Source organism: Streptomyces diacarni, assembly GCF_003323715.1.
In the GTDB taxonomy this organism is placed as follows: domain Bacteria; phylum Actinomycetota; class Actinomycetes; order Streptomycetales; family Streptomycetaceae; genus Streptomyces; species Streptomyces diacarni.
The window spans coordinates 54461-78753 of the sequence record NZ_QOIN01000048.1 but is presented as its reverse complement, the minus strand read 5'-3'; the positions used below and the strand labels follow the sequence as shown (position 1 = coordinate 78753).

21 protein-coding genes are annotated in these 24293 nt (G+C 72.0%); 4 read left to right on the top strand and 17 right to left on the bottom strand.

Annotation, left to right across the window (positions count from 1 at the left end):
* Positions 1-154: 154 nt before the first annotated feature.
* Positions 155-481: a ferredoxin gene (gene fdxA, locus DTL70_RS22190; protein ID WP_016469573.1), complete on the bottom strand. Its 327-nt coding sequence runs from the start codon at positions 479-481 to the stop codon at positions 155-157.
* Between the two features lie 151 nt (positions 482-632).
* Here fdxA and DTL70_RS22185 point away from each other — a divergent pair, with 151 nt between their 5' ends.
* Positions 633-1640 carry a GNAT family N-acetyltransferase gene (locus DTL70_RS22185; protein WP_114023757.1) on the top strand — a complete coding sequence of 336 codons (1008 nt, stop codon included), beginning with the start codon at positions 633-635 and terminating at the stop codon, positions 1638-1640.
* 1 nt (position 1641) lies between these two features.
* A complete protein-coding gene (locus DTL70_RS22180) occupies positions 1642-2544 on the top strand; it encodes a transglutaminase-like and tetratricopeptide repeat-containing protein (RefSeq protein WP_114023756.1) in 903 nt (300 codons plus the stop codon).
* Positions 2545-2617: 73 nt separating this feature from the next.
* On the opposite strand, the gene DTL70_RS22175 is transcribed toward DTL70_RS22180, so the two are convergent.
* The 8 genes from DTL70_RS22175 to DTL70_RS22140 form a co-directional block, all read right to left on the bottom strand.
* Positions 2618-3229 (bottom strand): response regulator transcription factor, encoded by a 612-nt coding sequence (locus tag DTL70_RS22175; protein WP_114023755.1) that lies wholly within the window; start codon positions 3227-3229, stop codon positions 2618-2620.
* On the bottom strand, positions 3229-4452 hold the full coding sequence (locus DTL70_RS22170) for a sensor histidine kinase (protein ID WP_114023754.1): 1224 nt from the start codon (positions 4450-4452) through the stop codon (positions 3229-3231). The genes DTL70_RS22175 and DTL70_RS22170 overlap by 1 nt, the downstream gene beginning before the upstream one ends.
* Positions 4453-4526: 74 nt before the next feature.
* Positions 4527-5264 carry an ABC transporter permease gene (locus DTL70_RS22165; protein ID WP_114023753.1) on the bottom strand — a complete coding sequence of 246 codons (738 nt, stop codon included), beginning with the start codon at positions 5262-5264 and terminating at the stop codon, positions 4527-4529.
* Positions 5261-6259, bottom strand: coding sequence for an ABC transporter ATP-binding protein (locus tag DTL70_RS22160; protein ID WP_114023752.1), 999 nt, complete (start codon positions 6257-6259; stop codon positions 5261-5263). The genes DTL70_RS22165 and DTL70_RS22160 overlap by 4 nt, the downstream gene beginning before the upstream one ends.
* 183 nt (positions 6260-6442) lie before the next feature.
* Positions 6443-8968 (bottom strand): hypothetical protein, encoded by a 2526-nt coding sequence (locus DTL70_RS22155; RefSeq protein WP_114023751.1) that lies wholly within the window; start codon positions 8966-8968, stop codon positions 6443-6445.
* 128 nt (positions 8969-9096) lie between these two features.
* Positions 9097-9507, bottom strand: a complete 411-nt coding sequence (locus DTL70_RS22150) for a DUF6113 family protein (RefSeq protein WP_114023750.1) — start codon at positions 9505-9507, stop codon at positions 9097-9099.
* Positions 9504-10472 (bottom strand): N-acetyl-1-D-myo-inositol-2-amino-2-deoxy-alpha-D-glucopyranoside deacetylase, encoded by a 969-nt coding sequence (mshB, locus tag DTL70_RS22145; RefSeq protein WP_114023749.1) that lies wholly within the window; start codon positions 10470-10472, stop codon positions 9504-9506. The genes DTL70_RS22150 and mshB overlap by 4 nt, the downstream gene beginning before the upstream one ends.
* A gap of 146 nt (positions 10473-10618) precedes the next feature.
* Complete coding sequence (locus tag DTL70_RS22140) at positions 10619-10813, bottom strand: DUF2304 family protein (protein WP_114014462.1); 195 nt, start codon at positions 10811-10813, stop codon at positions 10619-10621.
* Between the two features lie 297 nt (positions 10814-11110).
* On the opposite strand from DTL70_RS22140, the gene DTL70_RS22135 reads away from it, so the two are divergent.
* The gene (locus DTL70_RS22135) at positions 11111-13294 is read left to right on the top strand and encodes a S9 family peptidase (RefSeq protein WP_114023748.1); all 2184 of its coding nucleotides are present in this window, start codon (positions 11111-11113) and stop codon (positions 13292-13294) included.
* Between the two features lie 64 nt (positions 13295-13358).
* Here DTL70_RS22135 and DTL70_RS22130 read toward each other — a convergent pair whose 3' ends face one another.
* The 5 genes from DTL70_RS22130 to DTL70_RS22110 all read right to left on the bottom strand — a co-directional run bounded on the left by DTL70_RS22130 (position 13359) and on the right by DTL70_RS22110 (position 19671).
* Complete coding sequence (locus DTL70_RS22130) at positions 13359-14534, bottom strand: ABC transporter ATP-binding protein (RefSeq protein ID WP_114023747.1); 1176 nt, start codon at positions 14532-14534, stop codon at positions 13359-13361.
* Between the two features lie 25 nt (positions 14535-14559).
* On the bottom strand, positions 14560-15630 hold the full coding sequence (locus tag DTL70_RS22125) for an ABC transporter ATP-binding protein (RefSeq protein ID WP_114023746.1): 1071 nt from the start codon (positions 15628-15630) through the stop codon (positions 14560-14562).
* A gap of 13 nt (positions 15631-15643) precedes the next feature.
* Positions 15644-16621: an ABC transporter permease gene (locus DTL70_RS22120; protein ID WP_114023745.1), complete on the bottom strand. Its 978-nt coding sequence runs from the start codon at positions 16619-16621 to the stop codon at positions 15644-15646.
* Between the two features lie 120 nt (positions 16622-16741).
* Positions 16742-18538, bottom strand: coding sequence for an ABC transporter substrate-binding protein (locus DTL70_RS22115; protein WP_114023744.1), 1797 nt, complete (start codon positions 18536-18538; stop codon positions 16742-16744).
* Between the two features lie 95 nt (positions 18539-18633).
* Entirely contained in the window at positions 18634-19671 is a 1038-nt protein-coding gene (locus tag DTL70_RS22110) for an ABC transporter permease (RefSeq protein WP_114023743.1), read from the bottom strand.
* A gap of 497 nt (positions 19672-20168) precedes the next feature.
* Here DTL70_RS22110 and DTL70_RS22105 point away from each other — a divergent pair, with 497 nt between their 5' ends.
* On the top strand, positions 20169-21188 hold the full coding sequence (locus DTL70_RS22105) for a hypothetical protein (protein ID WP_114023742.1): 1020 nt from the start codon (positions 20169-20171) through the stop codon (positions 21186-21188).
* 9 nt (positions 21189-21197) lie between these two features.
* On the opposite strand, the gene DTL70_RS22100 is transcribed toward DTL70_RS22105, so the two are convergent.
* From DTL70_RS22100 to DTL70_RS22090, 3 genes are read right to left on the bottom strand one after another with little or no spacing between them, the layout of a single operon-like run.
* On the bottom strand, positions 21198-22337 hold the full coding sequence (locus tag DTL70_RS22100) for an ABC transporter ATP-binding protein (RefSeq protein WP_114023741.1): 1140 nt from the start codon (positions 22335-22337) through the stop codon (positions 21198-21200).
* Entirely contained in the window at positions 22327-23307 is a 981-nt protein-coding gene (locus DTL70_RS22095) for an ABC transporter ATP-binding protein (RefSeq protein ID WP_114023740.1), read from the bottom strand. Before DTL70_RS22095 ends, DTL70_RS22100 begins: the two co-directional genes overlap by 11 nt.
* A gap of 4 nt (positions 23308-23311) precedes the next feature.
* On the bottom strand, positions 23312-24283 hold the full coding sequence (locus DTL70_RS22090; RefSeq protein WP_114023739.1) for an ABC transporter permease: 972 nt from the start codon (positions 24281-24283) through the stop codon (positions 23312-23314).
* Between the last annotated feature and the right edge of the window lie 10 nt (positions 24284-24293).

Sequence of the window (24293 nt, the reverse complement as noted above, 5' to 3'; positions counted from 1 at the left end):
CTGGGGAGACAGCCACCAGGGGAGGGCAGCCGCCTGGGGCAACAGCCGCAGCAACGCCGCGGTCCCGTACGAGCGGACGCGTGGGACCGACGTACGGGACCGGGGGTCGAGGAGCCGCCGTGGAGCGGCTCGCTCGTCGTTCAGGCGACGTGGCTCACTCGTCGTGTTCCTGCGGCGGGAGCGCGGCGATGAGCGGGTGGTCCTTCTCGATCAGGCCGAGCTTGCTGGCGCCGCCGGGCGAGCCGAGGTCGTCGAAGAACTCGACGTTCGCCTTGTAGTAGTCCTTCCACTCCTCGGGAGTGTCATCCTCGTAGAAGATGGCCTCGACCGGGCAGACAGGCTCGCAGGCACCGCAGTCGACGCACTCGTCCGGATGGATGTACAAGGACCGCTGGCCCTCGTAGATGCAGTCGACGGGGCACTCCTCGATGCAGGCCTTGTCCTTCAGGTCGACGCAAGGCTCCGCGATGACGTACGTCACGCTGTCGTTCCTCCTCGTTAGGGCTGGCGGGCCGGTGCACCGGCTCCGCCGTGGGCGCGCGGGAGCGCTGTTTCGCTTCGGACGGCGGCGATGCCCACACCTAGTATCTCCGTTCCCGGACACAAGACGAACAGGAGGGGCGGATAGAGCTGTGGAATTCACCACTGGCGGACGCTTGGAGGTCCGCATCACCCCTTCCGACGTGGGAGAACGTGTGTCGGTGCGGTCGTTGACGGGCGCCGGCGAGCGCCGCGGGCGGTTCACGGACACCCTCGGCATTCTCACATCGTGGAAGGGCGGCGTGCTCGGTATCACGCGGCGCGATGGTAAGAACGTGGAGATTCGGGAAGCGTCCATGGTCGCCGGAAAGGTGGTACCCCGCACGCCCGCGCGCCGCCGGGGGATACCCGCGGCCGACGTGGCGGAGGTGGTCGCCGTGGCGGCCCGCGGCTGGCCACCGGCCGAGTCGCGGCGGCTCGGCGGCTGGACGCTCCGTGCCGCCGGCGGATTCACCACGCGGGCGAACTCGGTACTGCCGTCCGGCGATCCCGGGCTGCCGCTGGACGACGCGCTGGCCGAGGTCGCCGCCTGGTATGCCGAGCGGGGGCTGCCGGCCCGGATCCAGGTGGCGGCCGAGGAGCACGCGCTGCTGGAGCGGGAGTTGCGCGAGCGCGGCTGGACGGCCGAGCGGCACGCGCTCGTCCGGGTGGGCGCGCTCGCGCCGCTCGCCGACCGGGAGCCCGACGCCCGGGTGCTGCTGCATCGCGAAGCGGACGAGCGGTGGGTCTCGCTCTACCACCGCGCGGACGACGGCGGGCTGACGCGAGCGGCGCGCGAGGTGCTGGAGGGCGGCCCGTCCGTGTGGTTCGCGACGGTGCCGGACGACCGGGAGCCGAGCGGCACACCGGCCGCGATCGGGCGGTGCGTGGTGGACGGCCGCTGGGCGGGGTTCGCGGGCGTCGAGGTCGCCTCGGCGCACCGCCGCCAGGGGCTGGCGCGGGCGGTCATGGCCGAGTTGGCGCGGGCCGCGCTGGCCGAGGGCGCCTCGGCCGCCTACCTCCAGGTGGAGCGGGACAACGCGCCCGCCCGCGCGCTCTGGGACACGCTGGGCTTCGCCGACCACCACGCGTACCACTACCTGCGCGCCCCGCGGGACTGACATGGCGGCCGGAGACGGAGCCCGGGGTTCGGGCGCGGGTGAGGGCGTGCCCGACGTGGTCAGGCAGCGGTTCGCCGAGGCGGCGCGGGAGGAAGGGCCCGACCTGGCGACGCTGTGCCTGCTGGTCGGTGCCGAGGCGGCGCTGCGCGGAAAGGGTGCCGCGCAGGACGCGTCCGCCGTCGAGCGGGTCGTGGACCAGGGGCAGGCGGAGCTCGACCGGCTGGCCGGGCTGCTGCCGTACGAGCGCGGCCGCACCCCCGCGGCGTGGGCGAGCGCCCTGCGCCGGCTGCTGGGCGAGGAGCTCGGGTTCCGCGGTGCCGCCCCCGACTACCAGCGGCTGGCCTCCTCGCTGCTGCCCGAGGTGCTGCGGCGGCGGCGCGGGCTGCCGATCCTGCTGTCGGTGGTCTGGACGGAGGTGGCGCGGCGTGCGGGTGCCCCGGTGTACGGGGTGGCGCTGCCGGGGCACTTCGTCGTCGGGTTCGGGGACCCGCGCGGGCACCACGTGCTGGCCGACCCGTTCGCGGGCGGGGCGCAGCTGGGTGAATCGGAGCTGTCCGTGATGGTCGCCGGGGCCACGGGCGGGGCGCCGCTGTCGGCCGCCTCCTTCCAGCCCGCGGGGGCGCTGGAGACGGTGCTGCGGGTTTTGAACAACATCCGTGCGTGGGCCGCCCGCCGCCCCGAGCAGACAGGGGTGCGGCTGTGGGCGGTCGAGCTGTCCCTGCTGCTGCCGCACCATCCGGGCAGACTCCGCTTCGAGCGGGCGCAGCTGCTGGTGGAGCGGGGGGAGTTCGCGCGGGGTGCCCGGGAGATGGAGAGTTACGCCGACGTCATCGCGGCGATGGAGCCGAACGCGGCGGAGAACATCCGCCGCGCGGCCCGCGGCGCGCGGGCCCGGCTGAACTGACGTGCCCATGGGGGCGTACGCCGGCGGGCGACGTCCCCGCACGGCCGGGCGCGCCGGCCTGCCCGGCGCGCCGCTACAGCCAGCCCCGGTCGCGGGCGATACGGGCGGCCTCCGTGCGGTTGCGCGCGCCGGTCTTGTGGATGGCCGTGGACAGGTAGTTGCGGACGGTGCCGTGCGAGAGGTGCAGCGCGGCCGCGATCTCGGCGTTGCCCGCGCCCTCGCGTGCCGCGCCGAGTACGTCGCACTCCCGTTCGGTCAACGGGCTGGCGCCCTGTGCGAGCGCCGCGGCGGCCAGCCCGGGGTCGATGACGCGCTCCCCCGCCAGCACCCGCCGTACCGCGTCGGCGAGTTGGGCGGCGGGGGCGTCCTTGACCAGGAAGGCGTCAGCGCCCGCCTCCATGGCCCTGCGCAGGTATCCCGGCCTGCCGAACGTGGTGAGGATGACGACCTTCAGGTCAGGGTGGTCGAAGCGCAGCCCCTCCAGCGCGTCCAGGCCGCTGAGGCCGGGCATCTCGATGTCGAGGAGGGCGACATCGGGGCGGTGCTCGGCGACCGCGTCCGGCACCTCGTCGCCGCGCCCGACCTGGGCGGCGATCTCGATGTCCGGCTCCAGGCCGAGCAGCGCCGCGAGTGCCTCGCGGACCATGACCTGGTCCTCGGCGAGCAGCAGTCTGATCACGCGCATCAGGGTAGCGAGGGCACCGTGGCCCGCAGCGTGAAGCCCCCGCCGGGCCCCGCCGAGGTCGTCAGGGACCCGTCGACGAGTGCCAGCCGCTCACGCAGTCCGTTCAGCCCGTTGCCCGCCCCGGCGCCGGAGGGCCCCTTGCCGTCGTCGCTGACGGTGAGGTGCAGCGTGGCCGCCTCGGCGGTGCCGAACGCGACCGTGCAGCGCCTGGCGCCGCTGTGCCGTACGACGTTGGTGACGGCCTCGCGCAGCATCCACGCCAGCGCCCCCTCGCTCTCGGAGGCCAGCGGGACGGACGGTGCGCCGTGGGGCAGATCGGCGGTGATGCCCGCCGTCTCGAGCGCGGTGCGGGCGCCGGCGAGTTCGACGGCGAGGGTGGGGCGCCGGTAGCCGCTGACCGCCTCGCGTACGTCGACGAGCGCCTGCCTGCTGACCCGTTCGATATCGGCGACCTGTTCGGCGGCGCGCTCGGGGTGCGCGGGCAGCATCCGCCCCGCGAGCTCGCTCTTGAGGGTGACGAGGGACAGCGAGTGCCCCAGCAGGTCGTGCAGGTCACGGGCGAGCCGCAGCCGCTCCTCGCTGGCCGCCAGTTCCGCGACGGCGGCCCGGGCCCGGCGCAGCTCGCGCATCGTGCGCACCGTCTTGCGCGCGGACATCAGAGCGATGCCGCCCAGTACGGCGGGGAGCACGAACGAGGTCCACGGCCCCCACCACGGCCGCGCCCCGAAGTCGGTGCCGATCACCGCCATCGCCAGCACGCACGCGCCCACACTCCCGGCGGCCCGCGCGACCGGCAGCGCCGCGCCGGAGGCGACCGCGACGTAGACGAAGAGGACCAGCCAGCCCTGGCCGACGGTCAGGGACAGCGCGCAGGCGAGCGCGAACAGGAGCGCCACGAGGGCGTGCACGGTCCGGCTGGGCAGCGGGGAGCTGGTGTGGCGGAAGACGAGGCCCGCGTAGGCGGCGACGAACACGGCGAGCGCCGCGCTCCCCCACACGGTGGCGGCCGTCCCGAGCCGGCCCGAGCACAGGTCCGTCAGCGGCCCGCTGAGGAAGACCATCCACACCAGGATCATGAGGGCCTTGCGGAGCTGCTGGCGCCTGGTGGCCGGCGGCTCAGCGACGGCCGCGAACCGGCGCCCGCCCTCCTCGGGCGCCGCGCCGCCCTCCTCCCCCGCGGCGGCGCCGCTCACGGCGTGGGCCCCTTCGGCTCTCCGGGCCATGACGCGGTTCCTCCTTCGAGAGCGGGGGCTACGGGCGGCGCACGCGCGGCCGGCCGGTCGCGTGCGGGTGCGGCTCACGCCTTGCGGGTGTCCCTGCGGTAGAGCCAGGCCGCCGCTGAGGCGAAGAGTACGAGATAGCCGGCCAGCAGCCCGACGTCCCCCAGGTGGGGTGCGTGGCCCGCCTCGACCGCCTGGCCGAGCGCCGTGTAGGCGTGCGTGGGCACCCACGCGCCGATGTCCTGCACCCAGCCGGGGAGGCTGGAGCTGGGCAGCCACAGCCCGCCGAGGAACGCGAGCCCGAAGTAGAAGAGCATGGTCAGCGGCCGTACGGCGTCCCCCGTCGCCAGGTAGCCGATGGCCACGCCCAGCGCGGCGAAGACGAAGCTGCCCGCCCAGGAGCTCAGGCCGACGGCCACCCACTGCCAGGCGTCGAGCCGTACGCCCATCGCGGCGGCTCCGGTGAGCAGGACCAGGAGGATGGACGGCAGACTGACCGTGGCGGCCGAGGCGATCTTCGCCGCCACGTAGCCGCGGCCCGGCAGCGCCGTCAGCCGCAACTGCCGCACCCACCCGGCCTCCCTCTCCCTGGCGATGCGTTCGCTGTTGCCCATCAGGACGGCGGTCATCGCCCCGAAGGCGGCCATCGCGACCATGTAGTAGAGGCTCAGGTCGATGTCGAGTCCGGGCATCCTGGCGTTCGAGTTGCTGCCGGCGATCAGCACGTAGAGGGCGGGCGGGTAGATCACCGAGAAGAACATGAACTTCTTGTTGCGCAGCGCGCGCGTGATCTCCATCCGGATGAGGGTCTTCACTTGGCGGCCGCCTTCCGGTGCGGGGAGGAGGGGGTGGTGGTCGCGGGTGCGGGCTCCGCCCCCGGGGGGTGGGGCGCGTCGGCGCGGGCGGTGAGGGCCACGAACGCCTGCTCGAGGCCGAGGGCGGTGACCTCCAGGTCGCGGGGGTAGAGACCGAGCGCGTAGACGGCGTGCACGGTGGCGTCCGCGTCGGCCGAACGCAGCCTCACCACGGCACCGGACAGCTCCAGTTCGGTGACCCCCGGCAGGGCTCGCAGCTGCGCCTCCAGGACGCCGTCGGGCACCGCGTCCAGGGTGAAGCCGACCCTGCGCACGCCCGCCATGGCCTTGATCTCGGCAGCGCTGCCGTCGGCGAGCAGCCGCCCCCGGTGCAGCACCAGCACCCGGTCGGCGACCTCGTCGGCCTCCTCGAGGTAGTGGGTGGCGAACAGCACGGTGCGGCCCTGCGCCGCCTGGGCGCGCATCGCGGACCAGAAGGAGCGCCGTGCCGTGACGTCCATGCCGGTGGTGGGCTCGTCGAGGACGAGGAGGTCGCTGTCCCCCGCGGTCGCGAGCGCGAACCGCACCCGCTGCTCCTGGCCGCCGGACAGCTTGCCGACCATCCGCTCGGCGATGCCGGTCAGTCCGGCGTCGGCGAGCACCTGTTCGGTGGGGTGGCCGCGCGGGTGCAGGCCGCAGGCGAGCGCGACGAGTTCGCGTACGCGTACGCCGTCCATCAGCCCGCCGGACTGGAGCATCGCGCCCACCCGTCCGTCGGTGACCGCCTGCCGCGGCGTGGTGCCGAACAGCCGTACCCGGCCGCCCTGGTCGGGGTTGCGCAGTCCGAGGAGCAGGTCGAGGGTGGTGGACTTGCCCGCCCCGTTCGGGCCGAGGAGAGCGACGGTCTGCCCGGCCTGGAGGCTGACGGTCAGCCCGTCGAGGGCGCGGACGCTCCCGTAGGTCTTGCCGGCTGCGGAGAACTCCACGGCGGGTGTGGTGGCCTGCGTCGATGTCATGTTCCCAGCCTCGCGGCCGTCAGGGGCGGGCGGCAGTGCCGACGGTCGCGTCCTTCGGCTGACAGATGTCACACCCGGCGGGGTGACACGGGGCCCCGGCACACGCCAAGGCGCCCCGCCGGCACGGCGGGGCGCCTTGGCATGCTCGCCGCCTCAAGGGCGGCGCGGCCTGGGGCCACGGCCTCACTGGGAGACGGAGCCCGGCACCTTGGCCACCCGCTGCCCGGGCTCGGGCGGCGCCTTCTCGCTCAGGGCCTTCACCATGGCGGCGGCCGCGTGCTTCGGCGTCATCTTGACCGTGCCGGCGCCTGCCTTTATCACCACGTTGTCGAAGGCCGACCCGTAGGTCGCCGCCAGCTTGTCGGTGTCGATGACCGGCTGGAGCGTTCCGCTGCCACCGGGGCGCATCGTCAGGAAGGTACCGAGCGTCTCCTGGCTGAAGGGCACCTTCACATCGCCCGCCTCCAGCCAGACCCAGCCGGACATCGCGGTCCGCCCGAACCCCTTGACCGCCTTGTCCAGGTCGGCCTGGGTCACCTTGGGCTTGTGCACGGAACCCGGCAGCTCCACCGGCTCGTTCTTGCCGGACACGGCCCGCTCCTCGAACGCCTGCTCAAGCGCGTCGGGCGCCTTGGCGATGTCGACGACCTTGTGCGCGGAGCCCTTGACCTCGACGGCCTTGCCGCCGGTGAACTTGACCATTCCCTCGGAGGGCGACGCCGCCTCGGCCTTCTTCACGAGGGGCCCCAGCGCCGACCGCACCTTCGCGTCGTCCACCTTCACGGCCGGCTCCGCCTCGCGGGACTGGCCGAACAGGGAGCCGATGACGGAGACCGGGTTGTAGTCGCGGCCCGCGGCGGCGCGCACGGTCGCCTCGTTGTCCAGCGTCACGCCCGCCACGCTCGGCTTGAGCTTCTGGCTGCCGCCGCTCGTCTTGATCGTGAACGGTTTCCTCGTCCGCTCACCGAGCGCGGAGTCCAGCTTGTTGACGGCCTCGTGCTTGCTCAGGCCGCCGATCTCCACCCCGAGGACCGTCGTGCCCTTGGGCACGTCCGCGTGGTCCAGCAGCAGCCCCGTGCCGTAGGCGACGCCGAGCACGCCGACGACCGCGACCCCCGCGAGGACCAGCTTCGAACGGCCGCCCTTGCGCGCCGGTTTCGCGGCCTTGTTCGCCTGCGGGGCCGCCGCGCCACCGGTGGGCGCGGGCGACGGGGACGGCGCCCCCTGGCCCGGGGCCGCCGGGCCGCCGTCGGGTCCGGCCTGCGGGACGCCGCTGACCATGGTGTCGCTCGAACGCCGCTCACCGTCGGGACCTGCCGCGGCGCCGGGGGCAATCTCGTCCGCGCCACCCGGGGCGAACGTGCCCGGGCCCGTGCCCAGACCGAGCGTCGAACTGACCGGCGACTCGCCGGCGGGAGCGCCGGGGCTGCCCGGACCGCCGGGGGTCGGGGGCGCGCCGGCGCCGGGAACGGCCGGGATACCGGACGGTGGTGTGCCCGAGGGGCCGGAACCGGGGGCTCCCGGACCGGAGTCGGCGCCCGGCCCGGAGGGGGCGCGGTGGGTGCCGGTGTCCTCGTGCCCGTGCCCGTGCCCCGCGGTCGTACCCGGGCCCCGCTCACCGAACGGGTCCGGCTTCGAGGCGCCGTCCGGCTGCGCCCCCTGACCGTAGGCGTCCAGCCCGGAGGCGCCGCGCTCCGGGGCGCCGCCCTGGCCGGGCCCGAAGGGCCCGTTCGCACCCGGGGGGCGCCCGGCCGCGGGTCCGCTGCCGGCGCCGAAGAACCCGTCCGCGCCGAAGTCCTGGCCGGGCCCTGGCGTCTGGCTGGGCCCTGGGGTCTGGCCGGGCCCTGGGGTCTGGCCCGCTCCGTATGCCGGGCCGGTTCCCAGGCCGGGGTCCGTGTCCGGCGCGGCGAGCGGTCCCGCGCCCGTGCCGGAAGGACCGGGGCCTGTCATGTCGCCGGTGACCGGGCCGGTCGTCGGCCCAGCGGGTGCGCCGGAGCCCACCTGCGGCACCCCCTCGGGGGGCGTGTCCGCCGGGCCGGGCAGCCGGTGCGTGCCGGTCGTCTCGGGCGCGGGACCGCCGGAGGCGGGCCCGGGCGAGGCGGGCGGCGCGGACGACGCGCTGCGCGGGGACTTGCGCGGGGAGAACCAGTCGCTGGTCTGCTGGGTGAAGCTCCCCTCGGGCTCGGCGGGCCCGCCGCCCTGCGGGGAACCGGGGTTCGCACCAGTCGGGGGACGGCCCTCGGCGCCCGCGGCTCCTCTCTCCGGGCCGGACGCACCCGGCCCGCCCGAGGCGGCGGCCGCGCCACCCGGCGCGGCGGGCCCGGACGGTGGCGGTCCCGCCGGCCCGGGAGGGGGCGGTCCGCCGCCCGTCGCGCGCTTGCCCGCGCCCAGGTCGGGCGCTGACGCGCCGCCCTTGGTGCTGCCCTTGTCGGCGCCGCCGGGCTTGCCGCCCTCGTTCTCGTCGCCGACCGGGGTGCGCATCACCACGGGTGGGATGGGCCGCGACCCGGGGATGTTGATGCGGATACGAGTGGTGAGCGTCGTCTCGGTCTTCGGCTCGTCCGGCTTCGACCCGGCTGCCGGATCGGTTCCCCGGCCCTCCTGGTCCGCGCCGGAGCCCGAGGTGCCGTACGGCTCCGTCCCCGAGGGGTACGACGAACCGCCGCGCCGCTTGGGCCCGGAGGACGAACTGTCAGTTTCACGACTCAAAGCAGGTACTCCCGGATGGATTCGCCGTCTTCCCGTTGGCCCGAAGGCGGCTCGCCGGCGCGCACCACTGTACTGGGGGCACGGGGCAGGGACCCCGCGACCACCGAATCGGCCCGCCGGCGCCCCTCTCAGCGGTTCTTGTGCACCGGAACGGGGGGCGCGGGCAGGGCGATGGTGGTACACATCACAGCCGCGAGCATGCCGCCGAACAGGTAGACGTAGCCGGCGAGGCCCGCGGCGAACAGGAAGTCGCCCTCGGCCCGCGAGGTCGTCATCAGCAGGACGGCGACCACCCAGCCGGCGCCCGGCACGGCCGCGCCCGGCTTGGTGCGGCACAGTTTCGCGCCGCCCCAGAAGAGTCCGACGGCGGCGGCCAGCGCGAGCAGCAGGCCGAGGGGGAACCAGGCGCCCTGGACGAGGCCTCCGGCGGCGCCGGTCAGCAGGCCGAGTACGGCCAACGCCGCGTACACGGCGATGCGGGCGTTGCGCCCGCGCGGGTAGGCGCCCTCTGCGGGGGCGGCCACGGACGCCGCGCTCATGCCTCCACCCCCGCGAAGAGGTCGTCGGACCCCGCGGGCGCGGATTCGCGGTCGGCGCGGTCGGCGCGCTGGAAGTACTCGGTGCCGATGAGGGGCTGGCCGAGCCCGTTGGAGAGCGCGAAGAAGGGGCCGCGCGAGGTCTCGCGTACGGAGACCTGCGTCTCGTGGGCCGCCATGGCCGCCGCCTTGTCGGCGAGGTGGGCGCGGGCGTCGATCGTGACGTCGACCTCGTCGGCGCCCTCGACCACGCCGGGGACGTCGTCGGGGAGCGCGAAGCCCGTGTCGCCCAGGAAGCCGGGGAAGGGGAAGACCTCTGAGTCGGCCGCGGCCGCGCGCAGCCGGGCGAAGCCCTCGTCGAGGACGGGGCGGGGGACGACGTTCCAGTAGACGCGCTCTACCCGGTGCGGCGCGCCGCCGCCGCGGCCGCTCTCGGCGGCGGCGAGCTGGACGGCGCGCATGGCCACGCGGTGGGCCTTGATGTGGTCGGGGTGGCCGTAGCCGCCGTCGGGGCCGTAGGTGACGACCACCTGGGGGCGCACCTCGCGCAGCACGGCGGCGAGCAGGCGGGCGGCCTCGTCGAGGTCGGCCTGCCAGAAGCAGCCGGGGCGGTCGTTGGTCGGCGCGCCCATCATGCCGGAGTCGCGGTAGCGCCCCCGGCCGCCGAGGAAGCGGTGGTCGGTGACGCCCAACGCGCGCATGGCCGCGGCGAGTTCGCCGATGCGGTGCGGGCCGAGGGTGTCGTCCTGGTCGGGTGCCAGGTGGGCGAGCCCGTCCGGGATGACCTCGCCCTCCTCACCCAGCGTGCAGGTGACGAGGGTGACGTGCGCGCCCTGAGCCGCGTACTTGGCCATGGTGGCGCCTGTGGTGATCGACTCGTCGTCCGGGTGCGCGTGCACCAGCAGCACACGGCGCCGGGGGGCGGCCGGTGAGCCGGGGGCCGTCCCTGGGGGAAACGCAGCGGTCATGCCCCGAGCCTACGACGGGCACGCCGCCGCCCGGCGAAGCGAGGGGGAGGAAGGGGTCGGGGGCCGAGGGAGTCGGGGGAAGTCGAGGGAGGTCGGGGGGTCGGAAAAGGGGGGCCGGGACGCGGGCGGCGCGGGGCGCGGCGTCCTCAGAACTTGAGCTGGCCGATCATCCCGGCGACGTTGGAGGTCAGATCGGTGATCGTGGGAGCGACCGAGGAGCTGGCAAGGTAGAAGCCCAACAGCATGCAGATCACCGCGTGTCCGGCTTTGAGCCCGGATTTCCTGACGAGCAGGATGACGATGATCGCCAGCAGCACCACCGCCGAAATCGAGAGTGCCACGGCGGCTCACCTCCAAGTACGCACGGTCGGTTCGGGATCTTCACGGGTCACACGGACACGGCGGCGCGCCTCCGGCACGGAGGAGCCACCGGCTTCATACCCAGCACCCACCATGCGCAACGGATCATAATTATCCGGGCGACCGCACGGCTCGGTGCACGGGTGCAGAGGAGGGGCGCATATTCATATCCAGCCACCCGCCGGCGAGCTGACCATCGCCCCGGCGGGCATCCGGAACGGATCACGGCCTGGCGCGGGCACGGTGCTCCCAGGCGCGTGCGCAGTACGGTCAGCCGCATGGCTACGACTTTCCCGCAGCAGCACGCCCGTACCCACAGATTCACACTTGGTGCCCCGAGGTCCTTCACCGTCGCCCCGGACGGCTCACGAGTTGCTTTTCTTCGCTCCCGCGACGGCATGGACCTGGCCCATCTCCTCTGGGTGCGGGAGGTGGCGAGCGGCGAGGAGCGTATCGCCGCCGATCCCGCGGCTCTCCTGGGCGGGGCGGCGGAAGAGCTCTCGGCGGAGGAGCGCGCGCGGCGCGAGCGGAGCAGGGAGGGCACGGCCGGTGTGGTGGGATATGCCACCGACACGTGCGTGGAGACGGCGGCCTTCGCCCTCTCGGGCCGGCTCTTCACCGCGGACCTGACCACGGGACGGGCGCGCGAACTTCCCACACCGGGCCCGGTCGTGGATCCCCGCCCCTCCCCCGACGGCCGGCACGTCGCCTACGTGGCGCGGGGCGCCCTGCGGGTGGTCGCCGCGTCCGGGGAGAACGACAGGGCGCTGGCCGAGCCGGAGTCAGCGACGGTCACCTGGGGCCTGGCGGAGTTCGTCGCGGCGGAGGAGATGTCCCGCACCCGCGGCCACTGGTGGTCGCCCGACTCGGACCGGCTGCTGGTCGCGCGCGCCGACGACGCACCGGTGGCCCGCTGGTCCATCGCCGACCCGGCCAACCCGCAGGGCGAGCCAGCGCGCGTCGCCTACCCTGCGGCCGGTACGGCGAACGCCGAGGTCACCCTGCATCTGCTGGGGCTCGACGGGACGCGGCGCCAGGTCGGCTGGGACCGCGAGCGCTACCCGTACCTGGCCAGGGTCCACTGGTCCGCGGCCGGTTCGCCGCTGTTGCTCGTGCACAGCAGGGACCAGCGCGCCGCCGCGTACCTGAGCGTAGACGTCGAGACGGGTGAGACGTCGGTCACACTCACCGAGGAAGATCGAATCTGGCTGGAACTCTTCGGCGGCGTACCGGCGTGGGCGCCGGACGGCTCTTTGGTGCGGATCGTGGACGAGAGCGCCGAGGGTGCGGAAGGGAAGAGCGCACGGGTGCTCATGGCGGGCGCACGGCGGCTCACGGACGCGCGGCTGCACGTGCGGGCCGTGCTGGACGTCGGCGCCGAGGACGTCCTGCTGACCGCCTCCGAGGGGGACGGCGGCGATCCCTCCGGCCGCTCGGCGCCGGGCGACGTGGGGGTCTACCGGGTACCGCTGGCCGGCGGCGAGGCCGTACGGATCACCGACCCCGAGGACGAGGGCCGAGGCCCGCGGCTGTCCACCGCCGTGCGGGGCGGCGGGACCCTCGTGCTCTCGACGGCGGACCTGTCGCGGGCCGGATCGCGGATCGCGCTGCTGCGCCAGGAGGACGGGAAGCGGCTGGGCACCCTCGCCTCGCACGCCGAACGGCCCGTGCTGGCCACCGCGCCCCGCCTGCTGCTCGCCGGCGCACGCCGCATCCCCGTCGCCGTGGTCCTGCCCACCGGCTACCGGGACGCCGACGGGCCGCTGCCCGTGCTGATGGACCCCTACGGCGGTCCGCACGGCCAGCGCGTCGTGGCCGCGCACAACGCGCACCTGACCGCACAGTGGTTCGCCGACCAGGGCTTCGCCGTGGTCACGGCCGACGGGCGCGGCACTCCGGGGCACAGCCCCGCCTGGGAGAAGGCCGTCGCGCGCCGGCTCGCCCCGGTCACCCTCGACGACCAGGTCGAGGCCCTGCACGCGCTCGCCGCCGAGTTCCCCCTCGACCTGCGACGGGTGGGCATCAGGGGCTGGTCCTACGGCGGTTACCTCGCGGCGCTGGCCGTGCTGCGGCGGCCCGACGTCTTCCACGCCGCCGTCGCCGGCGCCCCGGTGACCGACTGGCGGCTGTACGACACGCACTACACCGAGCGCTACTGCGGCACCCCGCAGGAGAACCCCGAGGTGTACACGGAGTCCTCACTGATCACCGACGCGGGGCTGTCCCTGACGTCCGAGGAAGGGCCGCACAGGCCCATGATGATCATTCACGGGCTCGCCGACGACAACGTGGTCGTCGCGCACGCGCTGCGGCTGTCCTCTGCGCTGCTGGCGGCGGGGCGGCAGCACGAGGTGCTGCCGCTGTCCGGGGTGACCCACATGGCCGGCGACGCCACCGTGGCGGAGAACCTGCTCCTGTTGCAGGTCGCCTTCCTGAAGCGGTCGTTGGGCCTGGCCGGCTGAGCCCCTCCGGCGCGCCACCGCGACAGCCTCCGCGGCGGCGCGCCGGAACCGTGAGTCGAGCGGCTCAGCGCGTCTTCGCCGTTCCGGCCGAGGGCTCACCGGCCCCGCCCTCGTGCTCCCGCAGCGCCTCGTCCAGCACGATGTCCTCCCCGCGGGCCTCGGTCGTCGGCTCCTCGGGGAAGTGGCAGGCCGTCAGGTGGCCCTGGGTGTTCCCGGGGATCTGGACGAGCGGAGGCTCCTCGGAGGCGCACTTGTCCCGCGCCTTCCAGCAGCGGGTGCGGAAGCGGCACCCCGAGGGCGGGTTGATCGGCGAGGGGACGTCGCCGGCCAGGCGGATGCGCTCGCGGGCACCGCTCTCGGACTCCCCGTCCTCCTCGTGGAGCACGGCCTCGGGGACCGCCGAGAGCAGCGCGTGGGTGTAGGGGTGCCGGGGGCGGTTGTAGATCGCCTCCCGCTCCCCCACCTCGACGATCTTGCCCAGGTACATCACCGCGACCCGCTCCGAGAAGTGGCGCACGATCGCCAGGTCGTGGGCGATGAAGACGAACGCGATGCCCAGGTCCCGCTGCACCTGCTGGAGCAGGTTGACGACCTGCGCCTGGATGGAGACGTCCAGCGCGGAGACCGGCTCGTCCGCCACGATCAGCTTCGGCTCCAGCGCCAGCGCGCGGGCGACGCCGATGCGCTGGCGCTGGCCGCCGGAGAACTCGTGCGGGAAGCGGTTGTAGTGCTCGGGGTTGAGCCCGACGGTCTCCAGCAGTTCGCGGATCCGCTTCTCGCGCCCGCCGGGCGGGTTGATGCCGTTGACCTCCATCGGGCCGCCGATGATGGAGCCGACCGTGTGCCGCGGGTTGAGCGACGAGTACGGGTCCTGGAAGATCATCTGGATCTCGGAGCGGATCGGCGCCATCTGCTTGCGCGTGGCGTGGGTGATCTCCTGCCCCGCGTAGGTGATCGTGCCGCCGGTGGGCTCCAGCAGCCGGGTCAGCAGCCGTCCGGTGGTCGACTTGCCGCAGCCGGACTCGCCGACGAGGCCGAAGCTCTCGCCCGCGTGGACGCCGAGGTCGATACCGGAGACGGCCTGGACCTCGCCCACCTTCCGCTTGAAGGGGAAGCCCCCCATGATCGGAAAGTGTTTTGCCAGGCCCTCCGCCTTCAGCAGCGGTTCGCCCGTGCGGGCGGGGACCGCGTCTTGCGGTGCGCCCGCGCCCGGCTTGGTCAGGGTGAGGTCATCGCTCATTGGTCTGGGTCTCCCTCTGCCCGTCCTAGCTCAGCCTGGGCTTGATCTGCTCGATGAAGAACGTGCGCTTCTGCTCGGCCGTCAGATGGCAGGCGGAGCCGCGCCCGTGCGGCAGCAGCGGCCGGTCGCCGGTGCAGGACCTGCCGGCGACCTCGTCCTGGTAGCCGCAGCGCGGGTGGAAGGGGCAGCCGGACGGCGGGGACAGCAGGCTCGGCGGCGTGCCGTGGATGGGCGACAGCTCCTCGTTCACGTCGCCGGTCAGCCGCGGCATGGAGGTCAGCAGCCCCCAGGTGTAGGGGTGCTCGGGGCTGCGCAGCACCTCGCCGACCGTGCCCCGCTCGACGGCGCGGCCGCCGTACATCACCAGGATGTCGTCGGCGACGTTGGCGATGACGCCGAGGTCGTGGGTGATGAAGACGATCGCCGAGCCGAACTCCTGCTGGAGGTCCTTGAGCAGGTCGAGGATCTGCGCCTGGACGGTGACGTCGAGGGCCGTGGTGGGCTCGTCGGCGATCAGCAGGTCGGGGTTGCACACCAGGGCCATGGCGATCATCGCGCGCTGCCGCATCCCGCCGGAGAACTGGTGCGGATAGTCGTGGACCCGGGTCCTGGGGTTGGGGATGCCGACCTTGTCGAGCATCTCGACGGCCCGCAGGTGCGCCTCCCGCTTGGAGACGCCCATGTGCTTGCGGTACGGCTCGGCGATCTGCCGCCCGATCGTGTAGTACGGCGACAGCGCGGTCAGCGCGTCCTGGAAGATCATCGCCATCTTGTTGCCGCGCAGCGACTCCAGCGTCTTCTCGCGCGCGCCCGTCAGCTCCTGGCCGTCCAGCAGGATCTTGCCGGAGACGTCGGTGGTGCGCGGGTTGTGCAGGCCCAGGATGGACAGGTTGGTGACCGACTTGCCGGAGCCGGACTCGCCGACGATGCCGAGGGTGCGGCCGCGCTCCACGTCGAAGGAGAGCCCGTCGACGGCCTTGACGGTGCCGTCCTCGGTGTCGAAGTGCACGTACAGGTCGCGCACCGAGAGGAAGGCGCCCGTCTCGTCCGCGTCGCGCGGCGCGGGGACGTCCGCTTCCTTGGTCAGGGAGTTCATGGCGGAGGTTCTCCTAGGACAGCCGCACGCGCGGGTCGATGAACGCGTAGGCGGCGTCCACGATGATGTTGAACAGGATGATGAAGGTCGCCGCGAAGAGCATCACGCCCATCACCATGGGAAGGTCGGTGTTCTGCACCGAGTTGACCGCGAGGGTGCCCAGACCGGGGAGCGAGAACGTCCACTCGGTGATCATCGCGCCGCCGAAGAGGGAGCCGAGGTCGACGCCGAAGATGGTGACGATGGGGATGAGCGAGCCGCGCCAGGCGTAGCGGAAGAAGACGTACCGCCCCGACATGCCCTTCGCGCGGGCGGCTCTGACGTGGTCCTCCTGCAACTGTTCGATCATCGACGAGCGCGACAGACGGGTGTAGTTCGCGGTGAAGATGATCTGGACGACGAGCCAGGGGATCAGCAGGCCCATGAACCAGCCGGCCGGATCCTCAGTCAGCGGCACGTACTTGGGCTGGTCGAGGAGTTGCAGGTTGTAGACCACCAGCGCCAGGACGAGCGGGCCGATGAAGTAGATCTGCATCGAGGAGAGCACCAGCGACAGCGAGCTGAACGCCTTGTCGATCAGGGTGCCCTTCTTCCAGGCGGCGATCATGCCGGCGCCCAGGCCGATGAGCAGGAAGACCGCGGCGCCGCCGATGGTCAGCGAGACGGTGGTCGGGAAGCGGTCCAGGATGGTCTCCCAGACGGGGTCCTGGTTGGCGAAGGAGTAGCCGAAGCACGGCGCGGGACACGCGCCCGCGGCGAAGTCGCGGCCGGCGAAGATGCCGACCATGAAGTGCCAGTACTGGACGGGCACCGGTTCGTCGATCCCCATGTTCTTGCGGATGACCTCGAGCGCGTCCGGCGTGCAGTTCTTGCCGCAGGCCAGCATCGCCGGGTCCCTGGGGACGGCGTAGAAGAGGAAGAAGGTGACGGCGCTGATGATCAGCAGGATCACCACGGCGCCGAGCGACCGGCGGATGAGGAATCGCAGCATGACGGAACGCAGCTCTCGTGCGACAGCGGAATCGACGTGCGGAAGGAGGAGCGGGACGGCACCGTGGGGCTCCGCCGCCCGGCCGCGAGGGCCGGGCGGCGGAGCCGGTGCCCGGGTGCGTTACTTCTTGACGTACAGCGAGGTGGGCTGGATGTCGTGCAGCTGCTCGTCGAAGTAGGCGCCGCCGATCTTCGATCCGGTCAGCTGGATCGTCTTGTAGTAGTGCATGGGCACCGCGGGAACGTCCTCGACGAGGATCTTGTCCGCGAGCTTCATCCACGCGTCGGCGGCCTTGTTCGGATTCTCGATCTTGCGAATCCGGTCCATCTCCTTCTCGAACTTCGGGTTCTTGTGGTGCGAGTAGTTCGCCGCACCGTCTTGGACCTGACGTCCGTCGAAGAGGTTGGGGACGACGGTCGAGGCGCTCGGCCAGTCGGCACCCCACGAGTTGTGGTAGATGTCGTAGTTGTTCTTGATCTTGCCGATCTGGTCGTAGTACGTGTCCGCGATGATGTCCTTCTTCTGGACGTTGAACCCGGCCTTCTCCAGGTTCTGCGTCGCGGCCACGGAGAAGTCCTGCCACTCGGGCGCGTTCTGGAAGGCGAAGGTGAGCTTCATGCCCTTCTTGCCGGACTCCTTGAGGAGCTTGGCGGCCTTCTTCACGTCGCCCTGCGGCTTCTTCAGCTTGTTGAACGGGTCGGTCGGCTTCTGGCCCACCAGCGTCGGGCTGATGTAGTTGCCGGCCATCTCGCCGCCGCCGGCGCCGCCGAACGCGGAGACGATGGACTGGTTGGGCATCGCGTAGGCGATGGCCTGGCGGACCTTCTTGCTCTTGATCCGGTCCGTGTTGATGTTCATGTAGCTGACGTAACTCTGGTAGCCGGAGACGGAGCGCTTCTTGACCTCGGCGTCGCTGCGCACCTTCTGCATGCTGGAGGCGTCGACGCTGTTGGTGAAGCTGGTGGCGTACTGGTTCTCACCCGCGTCCGACATCAGCCGCTTGGTGGAGTCCTCGAAGGAGACACCGAACTGGATGTTGAAGGCGTCCGGGTACTGGTGCCGCTTCGGGTCGGTCTTCGGGTCCCACTCGGGGTTGCGCACGAGCTTCATGCTCTTGCCCGACTTGAAGGACGCGATCTTGTAGGGGCCGGTCGACAGCGGGTCCTTGTCGTACTTCTCCTTGGTGTCCTTCTTCTCGGACACCACCGAGTAGCCCTGCATGGCCAGCGCGTAGGGCAGCTCGGCCTGCGGCTCCTCGAAGTGGAAGATGACCGTCTTGTCGTCCGGCGTCTCCAGGACGTCGTCCGGCAGGTGCTTGCCCTTGTAGGGGCCGTCCTTGAGCATCTTGCGGTAGTCGGTGCCGCCTGTGTTGGCCAGCCACTGCTGGATGAAGGTGGGGCCCTCGGTGACGAAGGGCGCGAACATCCGCTCGATACTGTGCCGGATGTCCTTCGAGGTGATGGCCGAGCCGTCCTCGAACTTGATGCCGTCCTTGAGCTTGTACGTCCAGGTCTTGCCGCCGTCCGACTTCTTGCCGCTGTCGGTGGCCAGATCGCCGACGACCTCGTACTTGTCGCCGCTGGTGCGCTTGTAGGTGGTCAGACCGCGGTGGATCAGCGTGGCGAGGGCACCCTCGTCGCTGACGTAGATCTGCGCGGGGTCCAGGTGCGCGAAGCTGTCGCGCTGGAGGATCTTGATGGTGCCGCCCTTGCGGCCTCCCTTGACCTCGGCGGCCGGGCCCTTGGAGCCGGCCTCGTCGGCGAACGTGTAGGAGACGTCGGAGCCCTGCTTCTTGGCCTTCGTGTCCTTGGTGTCCTCACCGCCGCCCCCGCCGCTGCTGCAGCCGGTCAGGAACAGCGCGCCGGCGGCGACCGCCGCGAGGGACGCACGCGCTGTGCGTATGCTCACTCTGCTCATGGTGGTGTCTGCACCTGCCTGTCGGTTGTCCGTCGCTGCCTGGCTGATGCCGTACGGGGTGGCAGCACCCCCCACCACTCGGTCGCGCCTGGCCCTCATCGGCCCGACTTCGGGTCGAACGCGTCCCTGACCGAGTCTCCGAGCAGGTTGAAGGCGAGGATGAAGATCACCATCGCTCCGCCCGGGAAGAACATGTAGGTGATGTCGCTCTGGTAGACCTCGGCGCCCGTGGCGAACATCCGGCCCCAGTCGGGGGTCGGCTCCAGCAGCCCGACGCCGAGGAAGGAGAGCCCCGCGATGGCGGTGACGTTGTTCGGCAGCATGTAGGTGGCCTGCACCAGCATGGGTGTGACCAGGTTCGGCAGCAGTTCCTTGCGGACGATCCGGCCCGGCGGCGTCCCGGCGACCTTCGCCGCCTCGATGAACTCCCGCTCCCGCAGCGACAGCGTCTGGCCCCGCAGCAGCCGCGCCAGCGTCATCCAGCCGAGCAGCCACATCACATAGATGATCACGCAGGACCTGAGCCAGGTGGGCATCTCGTCCTGCGGGTCGACGAGCAGCGCGCCGACGACGGGGGTGAAGGCGACGAAGAAGAGCTGGTTGGGGAAGGACATCATCAGGTCGGTGAACCGGCCGAGGAAGTAGTCGACCTTCCCGCCGAAGTAGCCGCCGGCGACACCGATCACGATGGCCGTGACCACCGAGAGCAGGGTGACGATCACCGCGAGCGAGAGCGAGGTGCGGATTCCGTAGACCAGCTGCATGAAGACGTCCCGGCCCAGGCCCGGTTCGAGGCCGAACCAGAACTCGCCGCTGATGCCGCCGTTGGGCTGCACCGGGTATCCGTTGTCGTTGAGCAGGCCGGGCGTCTTCTGCCCGTAGCGGGTGTAGGGATCCTTGCCGTAGAGCCAGGAGATCACCGGGGCGAGGGCCGCGATCAGGAAGAAGGCGATCACGATGCACGCCGAGACGACACCCGTGCGGTCGCGCTTGAAGCGCATCCACATGAGCCGTCCTGGTGACCGGCCCGCGAGGTCGCCGTCCTGGGCAACTCGCGTAGAACTCGGGCCCGCTTCCTGCTCGGGGCCAGGGGTGTCGGCCCCGACCGCAGCGGCCTGGGAAGGACTCGTCATCGCGTGTGTGCTCCCGCGCTCAATTCTCGCCGGAACCCGAATCGTTGAGGCGTGATGCGGGTGGGTTGAGCCGGACTTTGGCAAGCGGGTTATGTGCCAGTCAAGGGGTGTTGGCCAGGCTGAACGCCGTCAACGGCTTTCTTGAGCGAACGTTGCGCAGATCGAGGTCGCAACGTGCTTGACATCACAGACCGCAGATGGACATGACGGCAAAAAGAGGGAGTAAACGCCTTAACAATCTCGCAACGTGGTCGCCGTCTCACCGATATCCGAAGCAGCCACTCTGAACTGCGGAACCCCGTCAACTCCCGTGCGCACAGGGGCTCGTGGCGTTTCCCTGCACGCGCGGTGGACGTCGTGCGAACATGAGTGCGGCTTCACCACCGCGCACACCGCCGTCCACACCGCCGGCCAGGGCCTTGTTGCCGGGCGGTGCTCGCGGGTAGACACGTCAGGTCCAGCACGTCGCGACACACGTACACACGGGGGGCCGAGCCATGGGCCAGGACAGGACACTCGCGCGCGGAGCGCGCGTCTTCGGATCGCTGCTGCTGGCCGCGCTCGCGCTGGTCAGCCTCGCCTGGATCATCCGGGACTTCACCAAGGCCGACGACGTCGTCGACGTGTGGTGGAACTGGGCCGGGCTGCCGGCCCGCGCCGAGGACGGGGTGTGGGTCACCTCCTTCCTCGAACCCACGCTGATGCTGGTCTACGCGGTCGCCGCCCCCGCCGCCTACCGCTCCTCCTCGTCCGCCGCGATACTCGCCGGCACCGGAACGCTGACCGTCGCACTGCGCACCCCGGGCCTGTGGAACCTGAACGCCGACTGGATGCAGGGCGTCCCCGACGGGCTGCTGAGCAAGGTCCTCTTCAGCACCATCGCCACCGTCGTCCTCGGCGGTGTCCTCATCGTCACCGCCCTCGCGGGCCGCCGCCCCGCACAGCCCGCCCCCGGCGGCTACGGCTACGGCACCCCCGCCCCGCACGACGTGGCCCACTCGGCCCCCGCCGGACCGACCAAGGGCGGCGCCGTGGCCGCCTTCCTGCTGCTGGGCGCCTCGGCCGCGGTACTGGTCGCGTGGGAGATACGCACCATGCAGCAGTTCGGCTGGGACCGCTACGAGAAGACGCTGACCGGCGAGCGCACCATCGTCCGGCTGCTGGACGCCCCGCCCGGCTGGTCCCTGTGGACCGTCGTGCTCCTCGCCCTGGTCGCCGGCGTCGCCGCGCTGGCGGGCGCGCCCTTCTCCCGCCCCCTCGGCCTCGTCATCGCCGGACCGCTGCTCGCCACCGGCCTGTTCGCCGTCGCCTTCGGCATCAAGACGGACCTGTTCGCGCACTTCGGCGACCTCGGCATCGAAAACCAGCTGCACGTGCTGACCTACGTGTTCGAGGTCGTCGCGGGCGCGGCCGTCCTGCTGGCCCTCTCCCGGGGACAGCAGCGCTCCCCGCGCCCCAGCCCCTCGTACCCGGCAGGCGGCCCCGCACCGTACGGGCCCCCGCCGCAGACCTGGTAGGTCAGCCCCTCACGTCTCGACGGGCCCCACCACCGCGGCGCGCTCGGCCGCGAAATGGCAGGCGGAGGGGTGGTGGACGGCCTCGCCTGGAAGACTGTCGGCGAAGTTCTCCGGCACCGCGAGCGGCGGCTCCTCCTCGGCGCAGCGCTGCTGCGCCTTCCAGCAGCGGGTGCGGAAGTGGCAGCCCGACGGCGGGTTGGCCGGTGAGGGCACGTCGCCCTCCAGCACGATCCGCTCCCTGCGCCCCTCCGCCTCGGGATCGGGCACCGGCACGGCCGACAGCAGCGCCTGCGTGTAGGGGTGCGTCGGGTGCTCGTAGATCTCGGTCTCCGTACCCACTTCGACGAGCTTGCCGAGGTACATCACGCCGACGCGGTCGGAGATGTGCCGCACGATGGACAGGTCGTGCGCGATGAAGACGTAGGAGAGGCCGAACTCGTCCTGGAGTCGCTCCATCAGGTTGACGACCTGCGCCTGCACAGAGACGTCCAGCGCCGAGACCGGCTCGTCCGCCACGATGATCTCCGGACGCAGCGCCAGGCCCCGCGCGATCCCGATGCGCTGCCGCTGACCCCCGCTGAACTGGTGCGGATACCGGTTCACATACTCCGGGTTCAGCCCCACCACATCCAGCAGCTCCTGCACCTTGGCCCGCCGGTCCCCCTTCGGCGCCACCTCCGGATGGATGTCGAACGGCTCCCCGATGATGTCACCCACCGTCATCCGCGGATTCAACGACGTGTACGGATCCTGGAACACCATCTGGATGTTCCGCCGCACCGCCTTCAAAGCACGCCCCGAGGCGCGGGTGATGTCGTTGCCCTTGTAGCGGATCGTGCCCGCCGTCGGCCTCTCCAGGTGGGTGATGAGCTTGGCCACCGTCGACTTGCCGCAGCCCGACTCGCCGACGATGCCCAGCGTCTCCCCCTTCCGCAGGTCGAAGGAGACGCCGTCGACAGCCTTGACCGCGCCGACCTGCCGCTTGAAGAGGACACCCTGCGTCAGCGGGAAGTGCTTGACCAGGTCCCGCACCTGGAGGATCGGCTCGCCCGCCGCGTAACTGCGCTCGGCGTGCGACTTCGCCAGCAGCTTCCGCGCCTGGATCAGCTCCTCCCTGGCCACCTTGCGGCTCGATCCCTCACCGTGCATCGAACATCTCCTCCCAGAAGTGGCAGGCGCTGGCCCGCAGCGCCGAGACCTCGTACAGCGGAGGTTCGTCTTTGCGGCAGACCGCACGCGCCATGGGGCAGCGGGGGTTGTAGGCGCAGCCCGGGGGGGTCTGCTGCAGGTTGGGCGGCATGCCCCGGATGACGTTGAGCTGCCCGCCCTTCTGGTCGAGGCGGGGAATGGAGTCGAGCAGTCCCTTGGTGTAGGGGTGGGCCGGAGCCTTGTACAGCTCCTTGACCGGCGCCGTCTCCACGATCCGGCCCGCGTACATCACCGCGATCTTGTCCGCGACGTCCGCCACCACACCCAGGTCGTGCGTGATCAGGATGAGCCCCATGTTGAACTCACGCTGCAGATCCGCCAGCAGGTCCATCACCTGCGCCTGCACCGTGACGTCCAGCGCGGTCGTCGGCTCGTCCGCGATGATCAGATCGGGCTCCAGCGCCAACGCCATCGCGATCATGATGCGCTGCCGCATGCCGCCACTGAACTGGTGCGGGTAGTCCCCCACCCGCTGGCGCGCTGCCGGGATGCGGACCCGCTCCATCAGCTCGACGGCCTTGGCCCTGGCCTCCTTGCGGGAGGCGCCCTGATGGACGCGGAACATCTCCGCCAGCTGGTAGCCGACGGTCAGCACCGGGTTCAGAGCGGAGAGCGCGTCCTGGAAGATCATCGCCATCTTCGCGCCGCGGATCTGGCGCCGCTCCTGGCGCGGGAGGGTCAGCAGATCCCTGTCCTGGAAGACGATCTCGCCACCCGTGATGCGCCCGGGCGGCATGTCCAGGATGCCCATGATCGCCTGGGCGGTCACCGACTTGCCGGAACCGGACTCGCCGAGCACCGCGAGCGTCTCGCCGGCCTCGACCCCGAGGTCGACCCCGTTGACGGCCTGGGCCACGCCGTCTCTGGTGTGGAACTCCACGTGCAGGTCGCGCACCTGAAGGAGGCTCACGCGCTCACCTCAGTTTCGGGTCGAGGGCGTCGCGCACCGCGTCGCCGAGCATGATGAACGCCAGCACGGTGAGGCTGAGCGCGGCGGCCGGGTACAGCAGGATGTGCGGCGCGTTGCGGAACTGCATGCCCTGGGAGGCGGCGGAGATGTCGGCGCCCCAAGAGACGGTAGGCGGCTGGAGGCCCACGCCGAGGAAGCTGAGCGTGGCCTCCAGCGAGATGTAGGTGCCCAGCGCGATGGTCGCCGTCACGATCACGGGGGCGACGGCGTTCGGCAGGATGTGCCGGGTCATCATCCGGGCGTTGCCCGCACCCAGCGCGCGGGCGGCCAGTACGTAGTCGTTCTGTTTGGCCGTGATGACGGAGCCGCGCGCGATGCGGGCCACCTGCGGCCAGCCGAGCAGCACGATGAAGGCGACCACCGTCCACACCGAGCGGCTTCCGGTCATGGAGAGGAAGACCAGGCCGCCCAGGATCATGGGGATGCCGAAGAAGATGTCGGTGAGGCGGGAGAGAACGGCGTCCCACACGCCGCCGAAGAACCCGGCGAGTCCGCCGAGCACGCTGCCCAGCACGGCCACCCCCAGCGTGGCGCAGACGCCGACCGTCACGGACGTTCGGGCGCCGTAGACCACCCGCGTGTACACGTCGCATCCCTGGGTGTCGAAGCCGAACCAGTGCCCCGCCGAGGAGGCGTCCAGCGAGCGGCCCAGCCGGCAGGAGAGCGGGTCCCGGGAGGCGATGAGGCCCGGCCACACGGAGATGAGCACGAGGAACGCGATGAGCAGGCCCGCGATCAGGAACACCGGGTTGCGGCGCAGGTCGTGCCACGCGTCGGACCACAGGCTCCGCGCCCGCTCCCGCGGCTCCCGACCCGGTGAGGAGGGGCCCTTGCCGCCGGCCCGCTCGGCCTGGCTCTCGACCCCGGCGAGCGTTTCCGTCTCGTCGGGGCCCTCGATGGCGGGTGGCCCCGTCATGGGCTCCCCC